Source organism: Pseudomonas sp., assembly GCF_035497915.1.
Taxonomy (GTDB): Bacteria; Pseudomonadota; Gammaproteobacteria; order Pseudomonadales; family Pseudomonadaceae; genus Serpens.
Genome location: NZ_DATJCS010000025.1, coordinates 97,320 through 118,178, shown reverse-complemented (window position 1 = coordinate 118,178; position 20,859 = coordinate 97,320). Strand labels below are relative to the sequence as shown.

18 protein-coding genes are annotated in these 20,859 nt (G+C 67.3%); 10 read left to right on the top strand and 8 right to left on the bottom strand.

The features are described from left to right. The first annotated feature begins 7 nt into the window (after positions 1–7). Positions 8–343: a hypothetical protein gene (locus VL129_RS08435; protein ID WP_325412010.1), complete on the top strand. Its 336-nt coding sequence runs from the start codon at positions 8–10 to the stop codon at positions 341–343. Next, positions 336–896: a hypothetical protein gene (locus VL129_RS08430; protein WP_325412008.1), complete on the top strand. Its 561-nt coding sequence runs from the start codon at positions 336–338 to the stop codon at positions 894–896. Before VL129_RS08435 ends, VL129_RS08430 begins: the two co-directional genes overlap by 8 nt. Positions 897–999: 103 nt before the next feature. On the opposite strand, the gene VL129_RS08425 is transcribed toward VL129_RS08430, so the two are convergent. After that, positions 1,000–1,635 (bottom strand): response regulator transcription factor, encoded by a 636-nt coding sequence (locus VL129_RS08425; RefSeq protein ID WP_325412006.1) that lies wholly within the window; start codon positions 1,633–1,635, stop codon positions 1,000–1,002. Continuing rightward, on the bottom strand, positions 1,632–3,899 hold the full coding sequence (locus tag VL129_RS08420; RefSeq protein ID WP_325412004.1) for a PAS domain-containing sensor histidine kinase: 2,268 nt from the start codon (positions 3,897–3,899) through the stop codon (positions 1,632–1,634). Before VL129_RS08420 ends, VL129_RS08425 begins: the two co-directional genes overlap by 4 nt. A gap of 182 nt (positions 3,900–4,081) precedes the next feature. Here VL129_RS08420 and VL129_RS08415 point away from each other — a divergent pair, with 182 nt between their 5' ends. From VL129_RS08415 to VL129_RS08400, 4 genes are all read left to right on the top strand, one after another. Beyond that, a complete protein-coding gene (locus tag VL129_RS08415; RefSeq protein WP_325412002.1) occupies positions 4,082–5,701 on the top strand; it encodes an acyl-CoA synthetase in 1,620 nt (539 codons plus the stop codon). A 99-nt stretch (positions 5,702–5,800) separates the two neighbouring features. Beyond that, positions 5,801–7,195, top strand: coding sequence for a solute carrier family 23 protein (locus VL129_RS08410; RefSeq protein WP_325412000.1), 1,395 nt, complete (start codon positions 5,801–5,803; stop codon positions 7,193–7,195). An 88-nt stretch (positions 7,196–7,283) separates the two neighbouring features. After that, positions 7,284–9,062: an acyl-CoA dehydrogenase C-terminal domain-containing protein gene (locus tag VL129_RS08405; protein WP_325411998.1), complete on the top strand. Its 1,779-nt coding sequence runs from the start codon at positions 7,284–7,286 to the stop codon at positions 9,060–9,062. 125 nt (positions 9,063–9,187) lie between these two features. Then, on the top strand, positions 9,188–10,054 hold the full coding sequence (locus VL129_RS08400; RefSeq protein ID WP_325411996.1) for an MBL fold metallo-hydrolase: 867 nt from the start codon (positions 9,188–9,190) through the stop codon (positions 10,052–10,054). 318 nt (positions 10,055–10,372) lie between these two features. Here the strand turns inward: VL129_RS08400 and ftsH are convergent, their stop codons facing one another. The 3 genes from ftsH to mpl all read right to left on the bottom strand — a co-directional run bounded on the left by ftsH (position 10,373) and on the right by mpl (position 14,370). Beyond that, complete coding sequence (gene ftsH / locus VL129_RS08395) at positions 10,373–12,175, bottom strand: ATP-dependent zinc metalloprotease FtsH (RefSeq protein ID WP_325411994.1); 1,803 nt, start codon at positions 12,173–12,175, stop codon at positions 10,373–10,375. 67 nt (positions 12,176–12,242) lie between these two features. Beyond that, a complete protein-coding gene (gene ubiX, locus VL129_RS08390; protein WP_325411992.1) occupies positions 12,243–12,872 on the bottom strand; it encodes a flavin prenyltransferase UbiX in 630 nt (209 codons plus the stop codon). Between the two features lie 145 nt (positions 12,873–13,017). Next, positions 13,018–14,370 (bottom strand): UDP-N-acetylmuramate:L-alanyl-gamma-D-glutamyl-meso-diaminopimelate ligase, encoded by a 1,353-nt coding sequence (mpl, locus tag VL129_RS08385; RefSeq protein WP_325411990.1) that lies wholly within the window; start codon positions 14,368–14,370, stop codon positions 13,018–13,020. A gap of 136 nt (positions 14,371–14,506) precedes the next feature. Here mpl and exaC point away from each other — a divergent pair, with 136 nt between their 5' ends. From exaC to VL129_RS08370, 3 genes are all read left to right on the top strand, one after another. Beyond that, positions 14,507–16,027 carry an acetaldehyde dehydrogenase ExaC gene (exaC, locus tag VL129_RS08380; protein ID WP_325411988.1) on the top strand — a complete coding sequence of 507 codons (1,521 nt, stop codon included), beginning with the start codon at positions 14,507–14,509 and terminating at the stop codon, positions 16,025–16,027. Positions 16,028–16,250: 223 nt separating this feature from the next. Then, a complete protein-coding gene (locus tag VL129_RS08375) occupies positions 16,251–17,009 on the top strand; it encodes a phytanoyl-CoA dioxygenase family protein (RefSeq protein WP_325411986.1) in 759 nt (252 codons plus the stop codon). 206 nt (positions 17,010–17,215) lie between these two features. After that, the gene (locus VL129_RS08370) at positions 17,216–17,689 is read left to right on the top strand and encodes an LEA/WHy family protein (RefSeq protein ID WP_325411982.1); all 474 of its coding nucleotides are present in this window, start codon (positions 17,216–17,218) and stop codon (positions 17,687–17,689) included. 5 nt (positions 17,690–17,694) lie between these two features. On the opposite strand, the gene VL129_RS08365 is transcribed toward VL129_RS08370, so the two are convergent. Beyond that, positions 17,695–18,321 carry a c-type cytochrome gene (locus VL129_RS08365; RefSeq protein WP_325411980.1) on the bottom strand — a complete coding sequence of 209 codons (627 nt, stop codon included), beginning with the start codon at positions 18,319–18,321 and terminating at the stop codon, positions 17,695–17,697. Positions 18,322–18,566: 245 nt separating this feature from the next. Here VL129_RS08365 and VL129_RS08360 point away from each other — a divergent pair, with 245 nt between their 5' ends. Further along, positions 18,567–18,911 carry a zinc ribbon domain-containing protein YjdM gene (locus VL129_RS08360; protein ID WP_325411978.1) on the top strand — a complete coding sequence of 115 codons (345 nt, stop codon included), beginning with the start codon at positions 18,567–18,569 and terminating at the stop codon, positions 18,909–18,911. A gap of 145 nt (positions 18,912–19,056) precedes the next feature. Here VL129_RS08360 and hmpA read toward each other — a convergent pair whose 3' ends face one another. Beyond that, a complete protein-coding gene (hmpA, locus tag VL129_RS08355; RefSeq protein ID WP_325411976.1) occupies positions 19,057–20,268 on the bottom strand; it encodes an NO-inducible flavohemoprotein in 1,212 nt (403 codons plus the stop codon). 76 nt (positions 20,269–20,344) lie between these two features. After that, positions 20,345–20,836 carry a phosphate-starvation-inducible protein PsiE gene (locus VL129_RS08350; RefSeq protein ID WP_325411974.1) on the bottom strand — a complete coding sequence of 164 codons (492 nt, stop codon included), beginning with the start codon at positions 20,834–20,836 and terminating at the stop codon, positions 20,345–20,347. Positions 20,837–20,859 lie beyond the last annotated feature (23 nt).

The window sequence follows — 20,859 nt, the reverse complement described above, 5'->3', positions numbered from 1 at the left end:
CGCGCTGGTGGACAAGACGGGATCAATGGGGGCGAAGGCCCGGAGACAGTTATCGGGGGAGCAGTTAGATAAGAAAGCTGATTTACCAAACTACGTCGCCGAACACTGGGTGCGCCGTTATGACGCATCTTGCGCGATAGAGAACTATGTGCTGGCTTTTTTCGCAGTCAATCTGTGCATCCGGATACTCTGGCCACCAAAGAATAAGCAATTAATTATTGCTTCAATAACACGCATCAACCCAAGCGGCTTTCCAAAAAAGCATCCCGCCGAGTTGAAAAAAAATTCTGATGCAGTAAATTGCTCGACCCTCATATCGTCTAAGGACAGCAGCGATGCATAGAAGCAAGGCAGTTATGCTCGGCTTGATGGTTCTGAGCAGTGCGACCATGACCGAGGCCCAGGAGCCTTCCGAAAGCTCTTTTGCACTGGGTCTCAGCAGTTACGCTACCGTTTTCTCCGTTGACACTTACAAGGGAAGTGACGAGTTTCGTTTTGGCGGCGCTGCCATCAATGCGACTCTGAGTCTCAACAATAACCTGGCCCTGCGCGGACACCTGTATTCCCAGGAGTGGGAAGACGCCTCCAGCACCGAGCTGTCTGGATTCGACCTGCAGCTTCTGCTGGGCTCGAATCTCGCTCGGGAAGGTTTTAAATACTACCTGTCACTCGGTCTCTTTTCGGAAGAACTGGAAGAGCCTGGCTATTCACGCTCCCTGAGCGGCACGATGATCGGCTTCGGCCTGGGATACAACTGGGAACGTGTGGCCTTGGATTTCTCGCTCCATGCCCGCCAGGCCCAACCCTATGCGGACATGCTTGAAGAGTTGGGTTACCCCTACTCGGGCACCGTGTCAGCTGGCTCCGGCGCCCTTTCTCTCGCCTACCGATTTTAATCGGGCCTGAGCAAAACGCAGGGCGGTCAGTATTGTTCTGACCGTCCTGCGCCAGAATCCTCGAAGAACCGGGCAGATCCGGCCCGCTCTTGTAAAAGCGGCTTCAGCCACGATTACCCCCGCGCACATCCAGCGCATCCACCAGCCCGGCGGCGATGGCCATGCCGACCAGTGCCGGCAAATGTTCGGCCTGCATGCGTTTCATGACCCGCGAGCGGTACAGGTCGACGGTCTTGATGCTCACCCCCAGCTGCTCGGCGATCTCGCGATTGGTGTAACCCTGCACCAGCGGCAGCAGCACGTCGCGCTCGCGCGGGGTCAGGCTGGCCAGGCGTTCGCGCACCGCGTCGAGTCCGTTGCCCGGCGTGGTGCGGCTGAGGGCCTGCTGCACGCTGTCGAGCAGCAGCTGTTCGTTGTAGGGCTTCTCGATGAAATCCACCGCGCCGGCGCGGAAGGCGCGTACCACGATGGGCACGTCGGCGTGACCGCTGACGAAGATCACCGGCAGATCCAGGCCGCGCTGGCGCATGGCTTCCTGCACATGCAGCCCGCCCATGCCCGGCATGCGCACGTCGAGCAGCACGCAGGCGTGGGGCGACGGCGTGCAGGCGTCGAGGAAGGCCTGCCCGCTGGTGAACGGCAGCGCCTGGATGCCCACCGATTCCAGCAGCCAGACGGTCGAATCCAGCATCCCCTGGTCATCGTCCACCACATACACCCGTTGTTCCTGTGGCTTCATGGCCGGTTCCCTGTTTCGTTGTTGTTTTCGCGCAGCGGCAGACGGCACTCCAGACACAGGCCACCCTGCTTGCCGGGCCGTGCCTCCAGCGCGCCGCCGAAGCCTTCGACGATGCTGCGGCTCATCGACAGGCCCAGCCCGAGGCCGTCCGGCTTGCTGGTGAAGAACGGCGTGAACATCTGTGTCAGGCGCTCGGCGTCCGCGCCGGGGCCCTGGTCCTCGACCCGCACACACAGCTCGCCGTGTTGCAGGGCGGTGCTCAGCACGATGTACGAGGCGGCCCCGGCGTGTCGCTCGCGGTTGGCGTCGATGGCGTTGCGCAACAGGTTGAGCAGCACCTGTTCGAGCAGCACCGGGTCGGCATAGGCCGGCGGCAGATTGTCGTCCATTCGCTCCTCCACCGTCACCTGCGCCTGCGCCGCCTCCCAGGCGCACAGGCGCACGGCCTCGCGCGCCACCTGCGCCACGTCGAGGGCCTGCATGCGGCGCTGGCCCTTGCGCAGAAAGGCGCGCAGGCGGCGGATGACTGCGGAGGCGTGGTTGGCCTGCTCGGTGATGCGCGCCAGCCCCTGGGCGATGCGCTCGGCGGCCTGCGGGTTGCTGCCCAGCGCTTGCAGGTAGCGCTGGCTGGCACCGGCGTAGTTGACCACCGCCGCCAGCGGCTGGTTGATTTCGTGGGCGATGCCCGAGGCCAGCTCACCCAGGGTGACCAGCCGCGCGGTGTGCGCCAGCTCGTCCTGGTGGCGGCGCTGCTGGGCCTCGCGCAGTTCGCGCTCGGTCATGTCGCGGGCCACCAGCGAGTAGTAACGCTCGCCACTGGTCGGCCGATGGGCCAGCAGCACCAGCGACACCGGCAGCGAGGCACCCGCCTCACAGGGTTGCAGACGCACTTCGCCGCTCCACACACCGCGCTGCTCGGCGCATTCGCGGCCTTCACCGCGCAGGCGCCGCAGGTCCTCGGCGCCGAGCAGCGTCTCCAGTGCCGGCAGCGCGTCGCCCGCCACATCCAGGGCGCGGCGCGCCGCCGGGTTGAGGTAGGTCAGCCGCCCCTCGGCGTCGACGAACATCACCAGGTCGGTGTTCACCTCCACCACCTCGGCCAGGCGCCGGCGATTCTCCTCCGCCTGCACGCGGGCGGTGATGTCGCGGGACACGCTGACCACCTCCACCACCTCACCGGTGTAGGTCTCGCGAATCGCCCGGCTGGCGGTCTCGAACCACAGGTAATGGCCGTCGCGATGCCGCGCGCGGTAGGTCATGGTGTGGTAGCCGTCCTGCTCCAGGGCGCTGCGCGCGCGCGCCACCAGCTGGGTCAGGTCCTGGGGGTGGAACAGCGCATGCGCCAGCGAGCCGCGCAATTCCTCCGGCCAGTAACCGAGCAGCGTCCAGCTGGCCGGCGAGGCGTCGAGGAAACGGCCGTCCAGGGTGTGGCGGGAGATCAGGTCGGTGGTGTTCTCGGTGATCAGCCGGTACAGGCGCCGGGCGCGCGCCGCCTCGCGACCGGCGCGCACCTCGGCGCTGGCGTCGCGACAGCGCGCCAGCACGCGGCTAGCCGCCGGATCCGGGACATAGCTCCACAGCAGGATGCGCTCGTCGGCGCTGGCCTCGACGCCCTCGATGGCCCGGCGCTGGGCCAGGCAGGCGCGCACCAGCTGCACATGGTTGACCGGCAGCAAGCGCTCGGCGGGCTGGCCGGCGAGCAGCCGCTGCCAGGCGCTGTTGTGGCCCAGCGGCTCGGCGTCGCCATCCAGCAGCAGCGCCGGTTGCGGATCGGCGTCCAGCCAGGGGGTCCCCGACGGCTGGCCGGCGGCCGTGGCCAGCAGGCTGCGCAGCAGGGCCAGCGCCAGCTCCAGGGCCTGCTCGCCGGCGCCGTCCTCCAGCTGCAGCAACAGCAGACCGGGCTGCCCTGGTTGCAACGCCAGGGGTTGCGCCAGCCCCTGCCCGATGCCGGCGCGGCGCAGCCGGCCGGCCAGCCAGCAGGGCACCTGGCGCAGCTCGGCCAGCGACAGCCGCGCCTGCTGCTGCAGCAGCGCATGCAGCGGCTGGTCGTTGAGGGTCAGCGGATCGTCCGCCGCTGGCGGCAGGCGCCCCCCGCACACCGGAAGGTAGCTGCCACTGGCCGGCTGCCAGGCCAGGTACCAGACCGCCAGCACCGGCGGGCAGCCGCGCAGCAGCTCGCACAGCGCCGCCGCGCACTCCGCCAGCGGGCGCTGCTCGCCCACCCGGCGCAACAGCAACTGTGACTGCAATTCCATCGCCTTCATCTATGCGAAATCCGATCTAGTAAAACCACTATAAAACCTTGGTTTATATACCAATCCACCTACGCGCTCTCTATAAGTAAAGCCAGCTTGCAGAAAGGTACGGGCCCGCGCTGTCACAAACCGCAGAGGCCCCGACCCGGCAACTCATAACCAGAGCCAACAATCAGCCGCAGGTAACGTGCATGTCCATCTTCGAACAGGGCCTGGCCCGCTCCCCCGTCAACCACATCGCCCTTTCGCCGCTGAGCTTCATCGAGCGCACGGCCGCCATCTATCCGCATTACCCGGCGGTTGTCCACGGCTCCATTCGGCGCAACTGGGCCGAGACCTACGCGCGCTGCCGCCGCCTGGCCTCGGCGCTGGCCGGTCGCGGCATCAAGAAGGGCGACACGGTGGCGGTGATGTTGCCGAACATCCCGGCCATGCTCGAAGCGCATTTCGGCGTGCCGATGATCGGCGCGGTGCTCAACACCCTGAACGTGCGCCTGGACGCCGAGGCCATCGCCTTCATGCTGCAGCACGGCGAGGCCAAGGCGCTGATCACCGACCGCGAGTTCCATGAAGTGATCCACGCCGCCGTGGGCATGCTCGGCCGGCCGATCCTGGTGATCGACGTGGACGACCCCGAATACGGCGAGGGTGAGGCGGTCAGCGCGCTGGACTACGAGGCCTTCCTCACCGAGGGCGATCCGGAGTTCGCCTGGCAGTGGCCGGACGACGAGTGGGAGGCGATCAGCCTCAACTACACCTCCGGCACCACCGGCAACCCCAAGGGTGTGGTCTACCACCACCGCGGCGCCTATCTGAACGCGCTGGGCAACCAGATGACCTGGTCGATGGGCATGCAGCCGGTCTACCTGTGGACCCTGCCGATGTTCCACTGCAACGGCTGGTGCTACCCCTGGACCGTCACCGCGCTGGCCGGCGTGCACGTGTTCCTGCGCCGCGTCGATCCGCAGAAGATCCTCAACCTGATCCGCGACGAGCAGGTCACCCATATGTGCGGCGCACCCATCGTGCTCAACGCGCTGGTCAACATGCCGCCGGAAGCCAAGGCGGCCATCGACCACCCGGTGCACGCCATGGTCGCCGGCGCCGCGCCGCCGGCCAAGGTGATCGGCGCCGTGGAGGAAATGGGCATCAAGGTCACCCACGTGTACGGCCTCACCGAGGTGTATGGCCCGGTCACCGTGTGCGCCTGGCATGGCGAGTGGGATGAACTGAGCCTGGACGAGCGCGCGCGCATCAAGGCCCGCCAGGGCGTGCGCTACCCGACCCTGGAAGGCGTGATGGTCGGCGACCCGAAGACCCTCGAACCGGTGCCGCGCGACGGCGAGACCATCGGCGAGATCTTCATGCGCGGCAACACCGTGATGAAGGGTTACCTGAAGAACCCCACCGCCACCGAGGAAGCCTTCCACGGCGGCTGGTTCCACACCGGCGACCTGGCCGTGTGCCACCCGGACGGTTACGTGGAGATCAAGGACCGCCTGAAGGACATCATCATTTCCGGCGGCGAGAACATTTCCACCATCGAGGTCGAAGGCGTGCTGTACCGCCATCCTGACGTGCTGGAAGCCGCCGTGGTGGCCCGCCCCGACGAGAAGTGGGGCGAGACGCCCTGTGCCTTCATCACCCTCAAGGCCGGCCACCAGGCCAGCCAGCAGGACATCGTCGCCTTCTGCCGCGAACACCTGGCGGCGTTCAAGGTACCGAAAACCGTGGTCTTCACCACGCTGCCCAAGACCAGCACCGGGAAGATCCAGAAATACGTGCTGCGTGACATGGCCAAGGCCCTGTAGCGCGTCACTCCGGGCGACCACACCGGTCGCCCCGCTTCCGCCCGTTTCACAACAACAACAAAACGGCCGCGCCTCGCGCCCGGCCGACGGAGATTCCGCATGCAAATGATTCATCGCAAGGACGGCGCCGAGCAGCCGTTCTGGGCCTTCGGCCCGTTCAAAATCCGCCTGCCGTTCGTTCACTACCGCTGGGAAACCGCGGAGATGCTCCAGGCGCTGATCATGTTCGTGGTCAGCCTGGGCATGATTCCGCTGCTGATGAAATTCCTCGGCCTGCCCTACGACGTGGCGCTGGCCTACGTGGTGGTGTGCGGCATCGGCTTCATGCTGCCGGCGCTGCTCGGCGTGCCGCTGGTGCCGGGCTGGATCACGCCCGGCATTCCGGTGGTGCTGCTGTTCCTCGGCAACTTCGAGCCGGGCCCGCAGGCCATCCAGGCGCTGTTCGCCCTGCAGTTCCTGGTGTTCGTGATCTTCCTGTTCCTCGGCATCACCCGGCTGGGCAGCGTGCTGGTGCGACTGATCCCCAACTCGATGAAGGGCGGCATCATCATCGGCGCCGGCATCGCCGCGCTGATCGGCGAAATCGACGCCGGCGGCCGTCTGGCCAACACGCCGATCTCGCTGGTGCTGGGCAGCCTGATCTGCCTGTACCTGATGTTCTCGGTGTCCTTCAAGGGCCTCACCGAGCGCGTGCCGTTCGCCCGCAAGATCGTCAACTACGGCATGGTGCCGGGCATGCTGGTGGCCATCTTCATCGGCATCGCCGTCGGCGAATACGACATGCCGGACGTCAAGTGGGGCATCACCGCGCCGGCCTTCGGCGAAATGTGGAACTACCTGCCGTTCAGCGTCGGCTTCCCGGACGCCCAGGTGTTCCTGCTCGCCGTGCCCACCGCAATCATCGCCTACGTGATCGCCTTCGGCGACATCATCGTCGGCCAGTCGCTGATGCAGCGCGCCGATGAGCTGCGCACCGACGAGAAGATCGACAACAACGTCGACCGCATCCACCTGGTGACCGCCATCCGCAACGCCCTGCACGCCTTCTTCGCGCCCTACCCGGGCCTGGCCGGCCCGCTGTGGACCGCGGTGGCCGCCACCATGGCCGAGCGCTACAAGTACGGCCGCAAGGCGATGGATTCCATCTACAGCGGCGCCGGCACCTTCTGGATCACCGGCTTCATCGCGCTGTTCATCCTGCCGCTGGTGAGCTTCTTCCAGCCGGTGCTGCCGATCGCCCTGTCGCTGACGCTGATCCTCACCGGCTACATCTGCCTGATGGTCGGCTTCGAGCAGCTCAACAACAACACCGAGCGCGGCATCGCCGGCACCATGGGCGTGGTGCTCGCCGTCTACGGCGCGGGCTGGGGCCTGGCCGCCGGCGCGGTGCTGTACATCCTGGTGGAGCGCACCCACCTGCTGAAATTCGCCAGCAGCAAGGATTCTGTCAGCGGCTCCCCTGATCAGGGCGCCCCCGCCCCCAAGGCCGACTGACCCTTGGGTCGGCGCCTCACCGCGCCGGCCCCGTTTTATTCCCTGACGCCGCAGGCTTGCGCCTGCGGCGTCCATCGAGGATTCCCTGATGACCGATTACGCCGCCCCGCTGCGCGACATGCGCTTTGTCCTGCACGAACTGCTGGAGGCGCCCGCCCTGTGGGCCCGCCTGCCCGCCCTCGCGGAAACCGTGGATGCCGACACCGCCGACGCCATTCTGGAAGAGGCCGCCAAGGTCTGTGGCCAGTTGCTCGCGCCGCTCAACCGCAGCGGCGACGAGGAAGGCGCGCAGTGGCGCGACGGCCAGGTGTCCACGCCGGGCGGCTTCCGCGATGCCTATGCCACCTATATCGAGGGCGGCTGGGTCGGCCTGTCCGGCAACCCCGCCTGGGGCGGCATGGGCATGCCCAAGACACTCGCCGTGCAGGTGGAGGAAATGCTCTATGGCGCCAACTCCAGCTTCGCGCTGTATTCCACGCTGACCTCCGGCGCCTGCCTGGCCATCGACGCCCACGCCAGTGAAGCACTGAAAGCTCGCTACCTGCCGCCGCTCTACGAAGGCCGCTGGGCCGGCTCCATGTGCCTGACCGAAGCGCACGCCGGCAGCGACCTGGGGCTGATCCGCACCCGCGCCGAGCCGCAGACCGACGGCAGCTATGCGGTCAGCGGCAGCAAGATCTTCATCACCGGCGGCGAGCAGGACCTCACCGAGAACATCATCCACCTGGTGCTGGCGCGCCTGCCGGACGCCCCGGCCGGGCCGAAGGGCATCTCGCTGTTCCTGGTGCCCAAGGTGCTGGTGAACGCCGACGGTTCGCTGGGCGCGCGCAACCCGGTGCACTGCGGTTCCATCGAACACAAGATGGGCATCAAGGCCTCGGCCACCTGCGTGATGAACTTCGACGGCGCCACCGGCTGGCTGGTCGGCGAGCCCCACAAGGGCCTGGCGGCGATGTTCACCATGATGAATTACGAGCGCCTGTCCATCGGCATCCAGGGCATCGGCTGCGCCGAGGCGTCCTACCAGAGCGCGGCGAACTACGCCCTCGAGCGCCGGCAGGGTCGGGATGCCGCCACGGCGAGCGGCGCCGTGGCCGATCCGATCATCGTCCACCCGGACGTGCGCCGCATGCTGCTGAGCATGAAGGCGATGACCGAGGGCGGCCGCGCCTTTGCCGGCCACGTCGGCGAGCAACTCGACCTCAGCAAGTTCAGCGACGACGCCGAGGAACGCGCGCGCGCCGCCGCCCAGGTGGCGCTGCTCACCCCGGTGGCCAAGGCGTTCTTCACCGACAGCGGGCTGGACAGCTGCATCCACGGCCAGCAGGTGTTCGGCGGCCACGGCTACATCCGCGAATGGGGCCAGGAGCAACTGGTGCGCGACGTGCGCATCGCGCAGATCTACGAGGGCACCAACGGCATCCAGGCGCTGGACCTGCTCGGCCGCAAGGTGGTGGCCGATGGCGGCGCCGCGCTGCGCCAGTTCACCGCGCAGATCCGCACCTTCGCCGAGCAGCCCGGGGCGCCGTACGCCGCCGAGCTGCGTGAGGCCGTGCAGCGTCTGGAGGCGGTCAGCGACTGGCTGCTGGAACAGGCCGGCCATGACCCGCGCGCCGTCGGCGCCGCCGCCGTGGAGTACCTGCACCTGCTCGGCTACACCGCCTATGCCTGGCTGTGGGCGCGCATGGCGCAACTGGCCGCCGAGCGCCGCGCCAGCGACGAGGCCTTCTACGCCGGCAAGCTGGCCACCGCCGAGTTCTACTTCCGCCGCCTGCTGCCGCGCACCCTGACGCTGGAGGCAAGCATCCGCGCCGGCAGCGATCCTCTGTTCGGACTCGAAGACAGCGGGTTCGCGACCAAAGGCTGATGGTTGGATCGCCGACAAAGCACCACCATTCAGTCACTTGCGCGACGCAACCCCTCGCTTTTGGTGTCGCGCTTTTTTATTTCGCTGCCGCCCTGCGGGCGGCGGCAGGCCAGGAGAATAACAACATGCGAACCCTGACCACTCTGCTGGGCAACAGCCAGAAACTCGATGGCGGCGCCATGTTCGGCAACGCCCCCAAGGCGCTCTGGGAGCGCTGGATGCAACCGGACGAGCAGAACCGCATCGATCTGGGCTGCCGCGCGCTGCTGGTGCAGGAGCCCGGACGCAACATCCTGGTCGAGTCCGGCATCGGCGCCTTCTTCGCCCCGGAGCTCAAGCAGCGCTTCGGCGTGCAGGAAGACCGTCACGTGCTGCTCGACAACCTGGCCGCCGTTGGCCTGAGCCACGAGGACATCGACCTGGTGGTGCTCACCCATCTGCACTTCGACCACGCCGGCGGCCTGCTCGCCGCCTGGGAAGAAGGCCAGCCGCCGCGCCTGCTGTTCCCCAACGCGCGCTTCCTGGTCGGCAAGCGCCAGTGGAAACGTGCGCAGAACCCGCACTCGCGGGACCGCGCCTCGTATATCCCCTCCCTGCTGACGCTGCTGGAAGACAGCGGTCGTCTGGAACTGATCGACGAAGCCCCCGACTGCGCGCAGCTCGGCGAAGGCTGGCGCCTGCACTGGAGCGATGGCCACACCCCCGGGCAGATGCTGCCGGAGATCGCCATGCCCAACGGCCCGGTGCTCTACCCCGGCGACCTGATCCCCGGCTCGCCCTGGGTGCACCTGCCGATCACCATGGGCTACGACCGCTTCCCGGAAGGCCTGATCGAGGAAAAGGAAATGCTCCTCGAGCGCATGCTGCTCAACAACGGCCGCCTGGTGTTCACCCACGACCCCAAGATCGCCATCGGCCGCGTGGTGCGCGACGGCAAGGGCAAGTACGGCCTGGCGGACGCCACGGGTGAAGTGGTGGGCGTGAGCGCCTGACCGCCCCGCCCTGCCTTTGCGGGAGGGGCTTTAGCCGCGACGGGACCACACAGCCGGTCGTTGTGGGGCCGGGTTTAGCCCGGCCGACGGCGGTGGGGACGACATCAAGGCGCGGTCTTCAACTCTGCTGGCCGGCGTAAAGCCGGCCCTGCAGGGGTACCGCGCTTCGGCCGGTGCCGATCGAGGGATGGCGTAAAGCCGGCCCTACAGGCCCTGCCTGCCGACGGATACCAGAAGCTCGCGAATGAATTCGCTCCCACAGGGTCTGTACTGGGCCGTGGGAGCGGACTCGTCCGCGAGCTTTTCGGGCTGTCCGCCCTACCCCACCAACAGCTGCAATTGCTCGCCGCTCAGGGTTTCCTGTTCGAGCAGGCGCCGTGCGCTGCGTTCCAGCTGTTCGCGGCGGGCCTTGAGCAGCTCCAGGCTGCGCTCGAACGCCGCCTGCACCAGCGCCTGCACTTCCTCGTCGATGGCCGTGGCAGTGCTTTCCGCGTACTCGCGGCGCGGGCGCAGGCCGTACAGCTCGTTGCCGAGGTACGGGCTGGGCTCGCTTTCCAGCGCCAGGTGACCGAGACGCTCGGACATGCCGTAGCGGGTGACCATGGCGCGGGCGATGTCGGTGGCCTTGACCAGGTCGTCCGCCGCGCCGGTGGACAGTTGGGCGAACACCAGCCATTCGGCGGCGCGCCCGCCGAGCAGCACGGACATCTTGTGTTCTAGCTCCTCGCGGGTCATCAGGAAGCGGTCCTCGATCGGCCGCTGGATGGTGTAGCCCAGCGCGCCCATGCCGCGCGGGATGATCGACACCTTGTGCACCGGGTCCATGCCCGGCAGCGCCATGGCCACCAGCGCGTGGCCCATCTCGTGGAAGGCCACTACCTCGCGCTCCTTGGGGTTGAGCAGGCGGTTGCGCTTTTCCAGCCCGGCGATGATGCGCTCGATGGCCGAGTTGAAATCCTGCATTTCCACCGCGGCGGCCTTGCGCCGGGTGGCCAGCAGGGTGGCCTCGTTGACCAGGTTGGCCAGGTCGGCGCCGGTGAAACCGGGGGTCAGTTCGGCGATCAGCTGCGGATCGACGTCCGGCGCCAGTCGCGACTTCTTCAGGTGCACGCCGAGGATCTGCACACGGCCGACCTTGTCGGGACGGTCGACCAGCACCTGGCGGTCGAAACGCCCGGCGCGCAGTAGCGCCGGGTCGAGGATTTCCGGGCGGTTGGTGGCGGCCAGCAGCACCAGGCCGCTGGAGGTGTCGAAGCCGTCCAGCTCGACCAGCAACTGGTTGAGGGTCTGCTCCTTCTCGTCGTGACCGCCGCCCAGCGGCCCGGCGCCACGGGCACGACCGAGGGCGTCCAGCTCGTCGATGAAGATGATCGCCGGGGCCTTGGCGCGCGCCTGCTCGAACAGGTCGCGCACCCGCGCGGCACCAACGCCGACGAACAGCTCGACGAACTCCGAACCGGAGATGGAGAAGAACGGCACCCCGGCCTCACCGGCCACCGCGCGCGCCAGCAGGGTCTTGCCGGTGCCGGGCGGCCCGACCAGCAGCACGCCCTTGGGCAGCCGGCCGCCGAGCCGACCGTAGGTCTCGGGATCGCGCAGGAAGTCGATGATTTCCTGCAGCTCGTCCTTGGCCTCGTCCACCCCGGCGACGTCGGCGAAGCTGACCTTGATGTCGGTCTCCACGTAGACCTTGGCCTTGCTCTTGCCGATCTGCATCATGCCGCCGCCCATGCCGCCGCCGATGCGCTTGAGCAGGAACAGCCAGATGCCGAAGAACAGCGCCGCCGGAATCACCCAGCCGGCCAGGTCGCGCAGGAAGGTGCTTTCCACCTTGCCGGCGAAATGCACCGGGTACTGCGCCAGGTGCTCGGCCAGCCGCGGCTCAACGCGGTTGGTAACGAACTGGCGCTGGCCGCCGGCCAGCGGCGACTTGAGGGTGCCCTCGATGCGGCTGTCGGTGACGGCGATGGCCTCGATGCGCCCGGCCTTCAGGTGTTCCTCGAACTCGCTGTAGGGAATGGTCGCCACCTGCTGCTGCATCGCCAGCAGGTACTGGATGCCCATGAACGCCAAAATGGCCAGCAGCCAGTAGCCCATGTGGAACTGCGCTTGTTCTTTCACACTCGACTCCCTGTATGGCTCGTGTCCGGATTATCGGCGCTGCCTCGGCGAGCGGCGCCGATCCAGGTCAATCGTCGCTGACCAGATGGTGCTCGCCCCAGCGCGGCAGCAGGTCCTGGGGCACGCCCAGGCAATTGAGGACGCGCGCCACCACGAAGTCCACCAGGTCCTCGACGGTCTGCGGCTGGTTATAGAAGCCCGGCGAGGCCGGCAGGATGGTCACGCCCATGTTCGACAGCCTGAGCATGTTCTCCAGGTGGATGCTGGAGTACGGCGCCTCGCGCGGCACCAGGATCAGCTGACGGCGCTCCTTGAGGGCCACGTCGGCGGCGCGCTCGATCAGGTTGTTGCAGGCGCCGCTGGCGATCGCCGACAGGGTGCCGGTGGAACAGGGCACCACCACCATGGCGCCCGGCGCGCCGGAGCCGGAGGCCACCGGGGCCATCCAGTCTTCCTTGCCGTACACGCGGATCTGCCCCGGCGCGGCGCCGGTGTATTCAGTGAGAAACGCCTGCATGGCCTGCGGCTTGGCCGGCAGCACCACGTCGGTCTCGGTGGCCAGCACCAGTTGCGCGGCCTTGGAGATCAGGAAATGCACCTCGCGCTCCTCCTGCACCAGGCAGTCGAGCAGGCGCAGGCCGTACTGGGCGCCGGAAGCGCCGGTCATCGCCAGGGTGATGCGTTGCGGGCCGGTCATGTTGCCTTCCTCGTGGGTTGGTTGCGGAGGCTTCTCCCCTCTCCCTTGACGGGAGAGGGGCCGGGGGAGAGGGTGAATTCTCGGTGCATCGCCCCCTCTCCCTAACCCTCTCCCGCGAGGGGAGAGGGAACGTCCGTGCGACGCTTCACTCCGCCAGCGCCTTGGCCAGCTTGCCGTGCAGGCCGCCGAAGCCGCCGTTGCTCATGATCACCACCTGGGTGCCGGGCGCCACCTGGGATTTGACCCGGGCGATGATCGCTTCCAGCGAATCGCAGACCACTGCCGGCACCGGGCAGGCGGCCGCCGTGGCGCCCAGGTCCCAGCCGAGGTTCGCCGGCGCGTACCAGATCACCTGATCGGCCTGGGCCACGGATTCCGGCAGGCCGTCGCGGTGCGCGCCGAGCTTCATGGAATTGGAGCGCGGCTCGATGATGGCCACGATCGACGCATCGCCGACGCTCTTGCGCAGGCCGTCGAGAGTGGTGGCGATGGCGGTCGGGTGGTGGGCGAAGTCGTCGTAGATGGTCACGCCGTTCACCTCGGCGACCTTCTCCATGCGCCGCTTGACGCTCTGGAACTGGCTCAGCGCCTCGGCACCCAGCGCGCCCACCACCCCGACATGCCGCGCCGCCGCCAGCGCGGCCAGGGCGTTGTCGACGTTGTGGCGGCCGGTCAGCGTCCAGTTCACCTCGCCCTGCGACTCGCCCTGGAACAGCACCTCGAAGTGCGAGCCGTCCTCGGCCAGCAGGCGCGCCCGCCAGTCGCCGCCCTCGCCGGTGGTCTGCACCGGGGTCCAGCAGCCCATGCCCAGCACGCGCTCGATGGCCTGCTCGGTGGTGGGATGAATGATCAGCCCCTCGCCGGGAATGGTGCGCACCAGGTGATGGAACTGCCGCTCGATGGCCGCCAGGTCCGGGAAGATGTCCGCGTGGTCGAATTCCAGGTTGTTGAGGATCGCGGTGCGCGGCCGGTAGTGGACGAACTTGGAGCGCTTGTCGAAGAAGGCGCTGTCGTACTCGTCGGCCTCGACCACGAAGAACGGCGTGCCGCCCAGACGCGCCGACACGGCGAAGTTCTGCGGCACGCCGCCGATCAGGAAGCCCGGCGCCATGCCGGCGTGTTCGAGGATCCACGCCAGCATGCTGCTGGTGGTGGTCTTGCCGTGGGTGCCGGCCACCGCCATCACCCAGCGGCCCTGCAGCACGTGGTCGGCCAGCCACTGCGGGCCGCTGGTATAGGGCAGCCCCTGGTTCAGCACGTATTCCACCGCCGGGTTGCCGCGCGACAGGGCGTTGCCGATCACCACCAGGTCCGGCGCCGGCTGCAGGTGCTCGGGCAGGTAGCCCTGCATCAGCTGGATGCCCTGGGCTTCCAGCTGGGTGCTCATCGGCGGGTAGACGTTGGCGTCCGAGCCGGTGACACGGTGGCCGAGTTCCTTGGCCAGCACCGCCAGCGAACCCATGAAGGTGCCGCAGATGCCGAGAATGTGGATGTGCATGGAAGTCCTCAACGAAGCAGGCGCGAAGAAATGCCGGCGAGGGTAGCACGCCGCCCCGACCAAGGTCTCAGGGCGCCGCCAGGGTACTGGACTAGGCTTGCTGGATCGCTCACAGCAACGAGCCAGGAGGCCCGCCATGCGTTACGCACACCCCGGCAGCGAAGGCGCCATCGTCACCTTCAAGTCCCGTTACGGCAACTACATCGGCGGCGAGTTCGTGCCCCCGGTGAACGGCCAGTACTTCACCAACACCTCACCGGTCACCGGCGGGCCGATCGCCGAGTTCCCGCGCTCCGACGCCGCCGACATCGACAAGGCGCTGGACGCCGCCCATGCCGCCGCCGACGCCTGGGGCAAGACCAGCGCGCAGGCGCGTTCCAACCTGCTGCTGAAGATCGCCGAGCGCATCGAGCAGAACCTGGAACTGCTGGCGGTCACCGAGACCTGGGACAACGGCAAGGCGGTGCGCGAGACGCTGAACGCCGATATTCCGCTGGCCGCCGACCACTTCCGCTACTTCGCCGGCTGCATCCGCGCCCAGGAAGGCAGCGCCGCCGAGATCGACGAACACACCGCCGCCTACCATTTCCGCGAACCGCTGGGCGTGGTCGGGCAGATCATTCCCTGGAACTTCCCGATCCTGATGGCCGCCTGGAAGCTGGCCCCGGCGCTGGCCGCCGGCAACTGCGTGGTGCTCAAGCCGGCCGAACAGACGCCGCTGGGCATCAACGTGCTGATGGAGATCATCGGCGACCTGCTGCCGCCGGGCGTGCTCAACGTGGTGCACGGCTTCGGTCGCGAGGCGGGCGAGGCGCTGGCGAGCAGCAAGCGCATCGCCAAGATCGCCTTCACCGGTTCCACCCCGGTGGGCTCGCACATCATGAAACGCGCCGCCGAGAACATCATTCCCAGCACCGTGGAGCTGGGCGGCAAGAGTCCGAACATCTACTTCGAGGACATCATGCAGGCCGAGCCGGCCTTCATCGAGAAGGCCGCCGAGGGGCTGGTGCTGGGCTTCTTCAACCAGGGCGAGGTGTGCACCTGCCCGTCGCGGGCGCTGGTGCAGGAATCCATCTACGCGCCGTTCATGGAGGCGGTGATGAAGAAGGTCGCGCAGATCAAGCGCGGCGACCCGCTGGACACCGACACCATGGTCGGCGCCCAGGCCAGCCAGCAGCAGTTCGACAAGATCCTGTCCTACCTGCAGATCGCCCGCGAGGAAGGCGCCCAGGTGCTCACCGGGGGCGGCGTCGAGACGCTGAGCGGCGACCTGGCCGGCGGCTATTACATCCAGCCGACGCTGCTCAAGGGCGACAACCGCATGCGCGTGTTCCAGGAGGAGATCTTCGGTCCGGTGATCGGCGTGACCACCTTCAAGGACGAGGCCGAGGCGCTGGCCATCGCCAACGACACCGAGTACGGCCTGGGCGCCGGGGTGTGGACCCGCGACATCAACCGCGCCTGGCGCATGGGTCGCGGCATCAAGGCCGGCCGGGTATGGACCAACTGCTACCACCTGTACCCGGCGCACGCGGCGTTCGGCGGCTACAAGAAGTCCGGCGTCGGCCGCGAGACCCACAAGATGATCCTCGACCATTACCAGCAGACCAAGAACCTGCTGGTGAGCTACGACATCAAGCCGCTGGGGTTCTTCTAGGCCTGCTCGGGGGCGGCCGGCGCTTTTCCGGCCGCCGAAGCGGTGGCCAAGACAGCGTCTTGACCACCCTGCGCCCGAGATTCTTCTCGGCCCCGGCCGCATCGGATACCTGTGGGGCCGGGTTTATCCCGGCCGACACCGCGGCATAGGCCGCACCTCCGTCGGCCGGCGTAAAGCCGGCCCTACAGGGTTCGGGCCCGTTACCTCGCGGAGCGAGTTCGTCATGCCCGACACCTCAACCGCCGCTTACCTCGCCGCCCTGCACCACCAGGGCTTCGCCCTGCTGCCGGCGGTGCTGGACGCCGAACAGGTCAGCTCGGCGCGCGCCGCCATCGACGGCCTGCAACCCATCCACTGGGACTACCAGGGCCTGGTCGACGACCACTACAAGTGCGTGTTCAATCGCGATCCCTTCTGGCTGGCGTACCTGGACCTGCCCGGGGTGATCGAGCTGGCCGAAGCGGCGCTGGGCGAGGACTGCCACATCATCGGCCAGACCGCCTGGCGCAGCCATCCGGGCTTCGTCGGCGCCGAGCTGCATGTGGATCATCTGGTCATGGAGCTGCCGGAAGCGCTGCTGGCCGACCCGGCCTTCACGCTGCCGATGCAGATCTGCACGGCGATGATTTACCTGGATGACATCGACCGCGACCTGTGCCCGACCCGGGTGATTCCCGGCAGCCACAAGGCCGGACGCAAGCCGCGTCCCGGCGAGGAAAGCTGGCATGGCCGCACCGCCGAGCCGGTGCTCTGCCGGGCCGGCGATGTGCTGATGCTGCGCAGCGAGCTGTGGCACGCCGGCAGCCGCAACCGCACGGCGGACCGCAGCCGCTACCTGCTGCAGGTGCATTACGGGCGGCGCATGGTGGCGCAGAAGTTTTCGCCGTACCTGCGGTTCCGCTTCAACCCGGCGGTGCTGGCCGCCGCCACGCCGCGCCAGCGGCGGCTGCTCGGCGAGCATGAGCCAGCGGAGTATGACTAGGGCGTATGTGCATTCGCCTCGGTAGCCAACGCTGTGCGTTGACCACCTACGGTAATGCCCAGCGCCGCGTTATCTCCGTTGCGACCGTAGGACGGTCAGCGTTTTTCTGGCAGCCGCTGGGACCGCGAACGAAATGGATGGCGCCGCGACACTTCCCGCCCCGACCCATGGTCCAATCGGCACTTTCCTTCAAGCGGAGCCGTTCCATGGCCGTGTTCACCCGACTGCTCGCCAGCCTTGCGCTGCTGGGCCTGCTGACTGCCTGCGCGTCGATGGCGCCTCGCGATCCCCTGCACATCGACCTGGCCGGCCTGGAGCCGTTGCCCAGCCAGGGGCTGGAGGCACGCTTCAACCTGAAGTTGCGGGTGCAAAACCCCAACGAGCGCGCGGTGGATTACCAGGGGGTGGCGCTGGAACTGGAGGTCAACGGCCAGCCGCTGGCCAGCGGAGTGAGCGCCCAGCGCGGCCAGGTACCACGCTTCGGTGAGGTGATCATCGAGGTGCCGGTGACCATCTCGGCGTTCTCGGCCCTGCGCCAGACCTGGGGCCTGGCGGGCTACCAGCCGGGGCAGGGACTGCCCTATGTGATTCGCGGCAAACTGGCCAGCGGGCTGGTAGGCACCACGCGCTTCAATACCCAGGGGCAGTTGCGCTGGCCGGAACCGGCGGGGGTGCGCTGACGGCGTTACAGCACCAGCTTCTCCAGGTAGGCGGCCAGGGCCTCGATATCCGCCGGGGTCAGCTGCTTGGCGATCGGCATCATCACCGAGCTGGCGCGACGCGGGTCGCCGTCGTGGAAGCTGGTCAGCGCGCGGCGCACGTATTCGCCGGGCTGGCCGGCCAGGCGCGGGGCGTCCTGCTTGCCTTCGGCGCGCATGCCGTGGCAGGCGATGCAGGTGCCCTGGAACACCCGCTCGCCCTGCACGCGCAGTTGCGCGTCGACAGCGTTGGCGGACGGTTTGACCTGCTGCTGGCTGAAATAGACGGCGATATCCACCTGCTCGTCGACCGTCAGTTGCTTGGCCAGCTTGCTCATCACGAAATCCGTGCGCACCCCGGTGGCGAAGCCGTCGAAGGCATGGAACAGGTAGATGGGGTTCTGCCCGGCCAGGTTGGGAATGTAGTTGCGCTTGCTGTTGCCGTCCTCGCCGTGGCAATAGCCACAGAACCGCACCCGCTCGAACCCCGAGTCATAGGCCTGCTGGCGCAGTACCGGATCGTTCATCAACTTCTGGAAACGGGCCAGTGCCGCCTCGTTGGCGGAAGCGAGCGGGGCGAAGCAGAGCAGCAGGGCAAGCAAGGGTTTTCGCATGAAGACCTCGGCTGGTGGATGAGGGCGCAACCTGACGGCGGCGAGACTATAGGAACAGACCCGACCGACGACCCGACTCAAATCAATGAAACGCCTCGGGAGGCCCGGGTCGAAGACTGTGCGCGATATGTATCACATCGCCAGTGCCATTGGATTGGCATCACCGCGGGACCGCTTGCCGCACGTTTGGGAGAAACCCTATACAATCCACGGCTTTATCACGACCCGACCCCAAGGAGACGCCCATGAGCGCCCTGCCCCCCTGCCCGAAATGCGGTTCCGAATACACCTACGAAGACGGCACCCAGCTGGTCTGTCCCGAATGCGCCCATGAGTGGAGCGCCGGCGGGGGCGACGCCGCGGGCGGCGATGGCGAGCGCGTCATCAAGGATTCGGTGGGCAATGTCCTACAGGACGGCGACACCGTCACCGTCATCAAGGACCTGAAGGTCAAGGGCTCGTCCTCGGTGGTCAAGGTCGGCACCAAGGTGAAGAACATCCGCCTGTGCGACGGCGACCACGACATCGATTGCAAGATCGACGGCATCGGCGCCATGAAGCTGAAGTCGGAGTTCGTGAAGAAGGTGTAAGACTTGCAGGAGCGACTTCAGTCGCGATGCGGCCCGCACAAAAGCATCGCGGCTGAAGCCGCTCCTACAGAACGGCAAGACCCAGCCACCCTTGACGGCCGGAACAGCGCCGACCGGCCTACGTCCGCTCGCGACCGAAACCGCCCTACTCCGCAAACAGATCCGGCCCGAACACCTCGTAATGAATGCGCGCCTCGGGGATGCCGAGGTTCTCCAGCGCATCGTGCTGCAGGCGCATGAAGGGAATCGGCCCGCAGATGTAGTAGTCGGCATCCGGCAGCAGAATCTCGTCGCGGATTGCCTTCACGTCCACCAGCCCCGGGTAGTCGTAGTCACGGCCTTCCTCGTCCTCGGCCAGCGGCTCGTTGTAGAAGACGATCACCTTGAAATTCTCATGCTCGCGCTCGGCCTGGCGCAGCCGGTCGCGCATGGCATGCACCCGACTGTTGCGCGCGCCGTGCACGAACACCACTTGCCGCGCAGGATTCTGCAACGCCGTCTTGAGCATGCTGACCATCGGCGTCAGCCCCACCCCGCCACTGATCAGCACGATCGGCGTGTGCGCCTGCACATCGATGTGGAAGTTGCCGTAGGGCGGTGAAATCTTCAGTTCGTCACCGGCTTCGATGTGATCGTGCAGCAGGCAGGACACCTGCCCGGCTGGCAACCCCGGTTCGGCCTCGCGCTTCACCGAGATGCGGTAGGTGCGGCCGTTGGGCATGTCCGACAGGCTGTACTGGCGAATCTGCTGCAGCCCCAGCGCCGGCACCTGCACGGCCAGGCTGATGTACTGGCCGGGCTGGAAGTCCGGCAGCGGGCCACCGTCGCTCGGCGCCAGCACGAACGAGGTGATCACCTCGCTCTCCGGGTTCTTCTCCTGCACCACGAAAGTGCGCCAGTCGTTCCAGCCGCCCGCGTGGCTGGCACTGTCCTCGCGCAAGCGGCGCTCCATGCCGACCAGCATGTCGGCCAGCTCGCCGTAGGCCTGCGCCCAGGCATCGAGGATGTCCTGGCTGGCGGCTTCCTGCAGCACGTCCTTGATGGCGCCGAGCAGGTGCTCGCCGACGATGGGGTACTGGTCGGGACGCACGCCGAGACTGGCGTGCTTGTTGGCGATGTTCTCCAGCACCGCGGCGAGGGTTTCCGGCTGCTCGATGTTCGCCGCGTAGGCGTACACCGCCCGCGCCAGGGCTTCCTGCTGCTGGCCGCGCTGCTGGTGGGTCATGTTGAACAGGTTGCGCAGCTCGGGGTGCGCCTCGAACAGGCGCTGGTAGAAGCGCCGGATGATGGTCGAGCCTTGCTCGGCCAGCACCGGCGCGGTGGCTTTGATGAGGTCTTTGGTGTGCTGGCTGAGCATGGCGCACTCCCGGAAGGCGTTTGCCTTAAGCAAAGTGCGCCACGGCCCATTTGCCAGCCCATCCGACAGCGTGCGGCTAGTCTTCGCCGAGACCGTCGCGCTCGCCCGGCTGGCGCAGCGTCCGGCGCGGCGGATAGGACGGCACCGAGGGGAAGCGCGCCGAGGCGTAGCGCACCACCAGGATCGCCACGGCCAGCAGCAGGATGGCACCCGACACGTAGATCACACCGAGGTCCGGGCGATGGTGGTGGGAAATGTCGGAAATCATCAGGCGGGTCAGCGCGGTGATCGCCACGTAGATCAGGAAGCGCACCGGCATGTGGTTGGTCTTGAAGTAGATGCCGACCATGGCACCCAGCTCCAGGTAGATGAACAGCAGCAGGATGTCGTCGATGCTCGCCGAGCCCTTGCCCACCATGTCGAGGAAGGCCACCACCGCCGCCCAGGCGGTGATCGCGCCGATGGCGAACAGCGCCAGGTAGTGGAAGGCCTCGGCCAGCAGGTTGCCGAGCGACTCGGCCAGTTCATGCAGGTTGTTGCGCAGGGTATCGGCCCAGTTGGGTTTCACGGCGTGGCTCCTTGGCGGGACGG

Coding starts and splice junctions, on each gene's coding strand:
- ubiX (WP_325411992.1), bottom strand. CDS start 12,872: ATGACCGGCCCGCAACGCATCACCCTGGCGATGACCGGCGCTTCCGGC.
- VL129_RS08430 (WP_325412008.1), top strand. CDS start 336: ATGCATAGAAGCAAGGCAGTTATGCTCGGCTTGATGGTTCTGAGCAGT.
- mpl (WP_325411990.1), bottom strand. CDS start 14,370: ATGCACATCCACATTCTCGGCATCTGCGGCACCTTCATGGGTTCGCTG.
- VL129_RS08405 (WP_325411998.1), top strand. CDS start 7,284: ATGACCGATTACGCCGCCCCGCTGCGCGACATGCGCTTTGTCCTGCAC.
- VL129_RS08415 (WP_325412002.1), top strand. CDS start 4,082: ATGTCCATCTTCGAACAGGGCCTGGCCCGCTCCCCCGTCAACCACATC.
- VL129_RS08420 (WP_325412004.1), bottom strand. CDS start 3,899: ATGAAGGCGATGGAATTGCAGTCACAGTTGCTGTTGCGCCGGGTGGGC.
- VL129_RS08400 (WP_325411996.1), top strand. CDS start 9,188: ATGCGAACCCTGACCACTCTGCTGGGCAACAGCCAGAAACTCGATGGC.
- VL129_RS08360 (WP_325411978.1), top strand. CDS start 18,567: ATGAGCGCCCTGCCCCCCTGCCCGAAATGCGGTTCCGAATACACCTAC.
- VL129_RS08370 (WP_325411982.1), top strand. CDS start 17,216: ATGGCCGTGTTCACCCGACTGCTCGCCAGCCTTGCGCTGCTGGGCCTG.
- hmpA (WP_325411976.1), bottom strand. CDS start 20,268: ATGCTCAGCCAGCACACCAAAGACCTCATCAAAGCCACCGCGCCGGTG.
- VL129_RS08365 (WP_325411980.1), bottom strand. CDS start 18,321: ATGCGAAAACCCTTGCTTGCCCTGCTGCTCTGCTTCGCCCCGCTCGCT.
- exaC (WP_325411988.1), top strand. CDS start 14,507: ATGCGTTACGCACACCCCGGCAGCGAAGGCGCCATCGTCACCTTCAAG.
- VL129_RS08410 (WP_325412000.1), top strand. CDS start 5,801: ATGCAAATGATTCATCGCAAGGACGGCGCCGAGCAGCCGTTCTGGGCC.
- VL129_RS08425 (WP_325412006.1), bottom strand. CDS start 1,635: ATGAAGCCACAGGAACAACGGGTGTATGTGGTGGACGATGACCAGGGG.
- VL129_RS08375 (WP_325411986.1), top strand. CDS start 16,251: ATGCCCGACACCTCAACCGCCGCTTACCTCGCCGCCCTGCACCACCAG.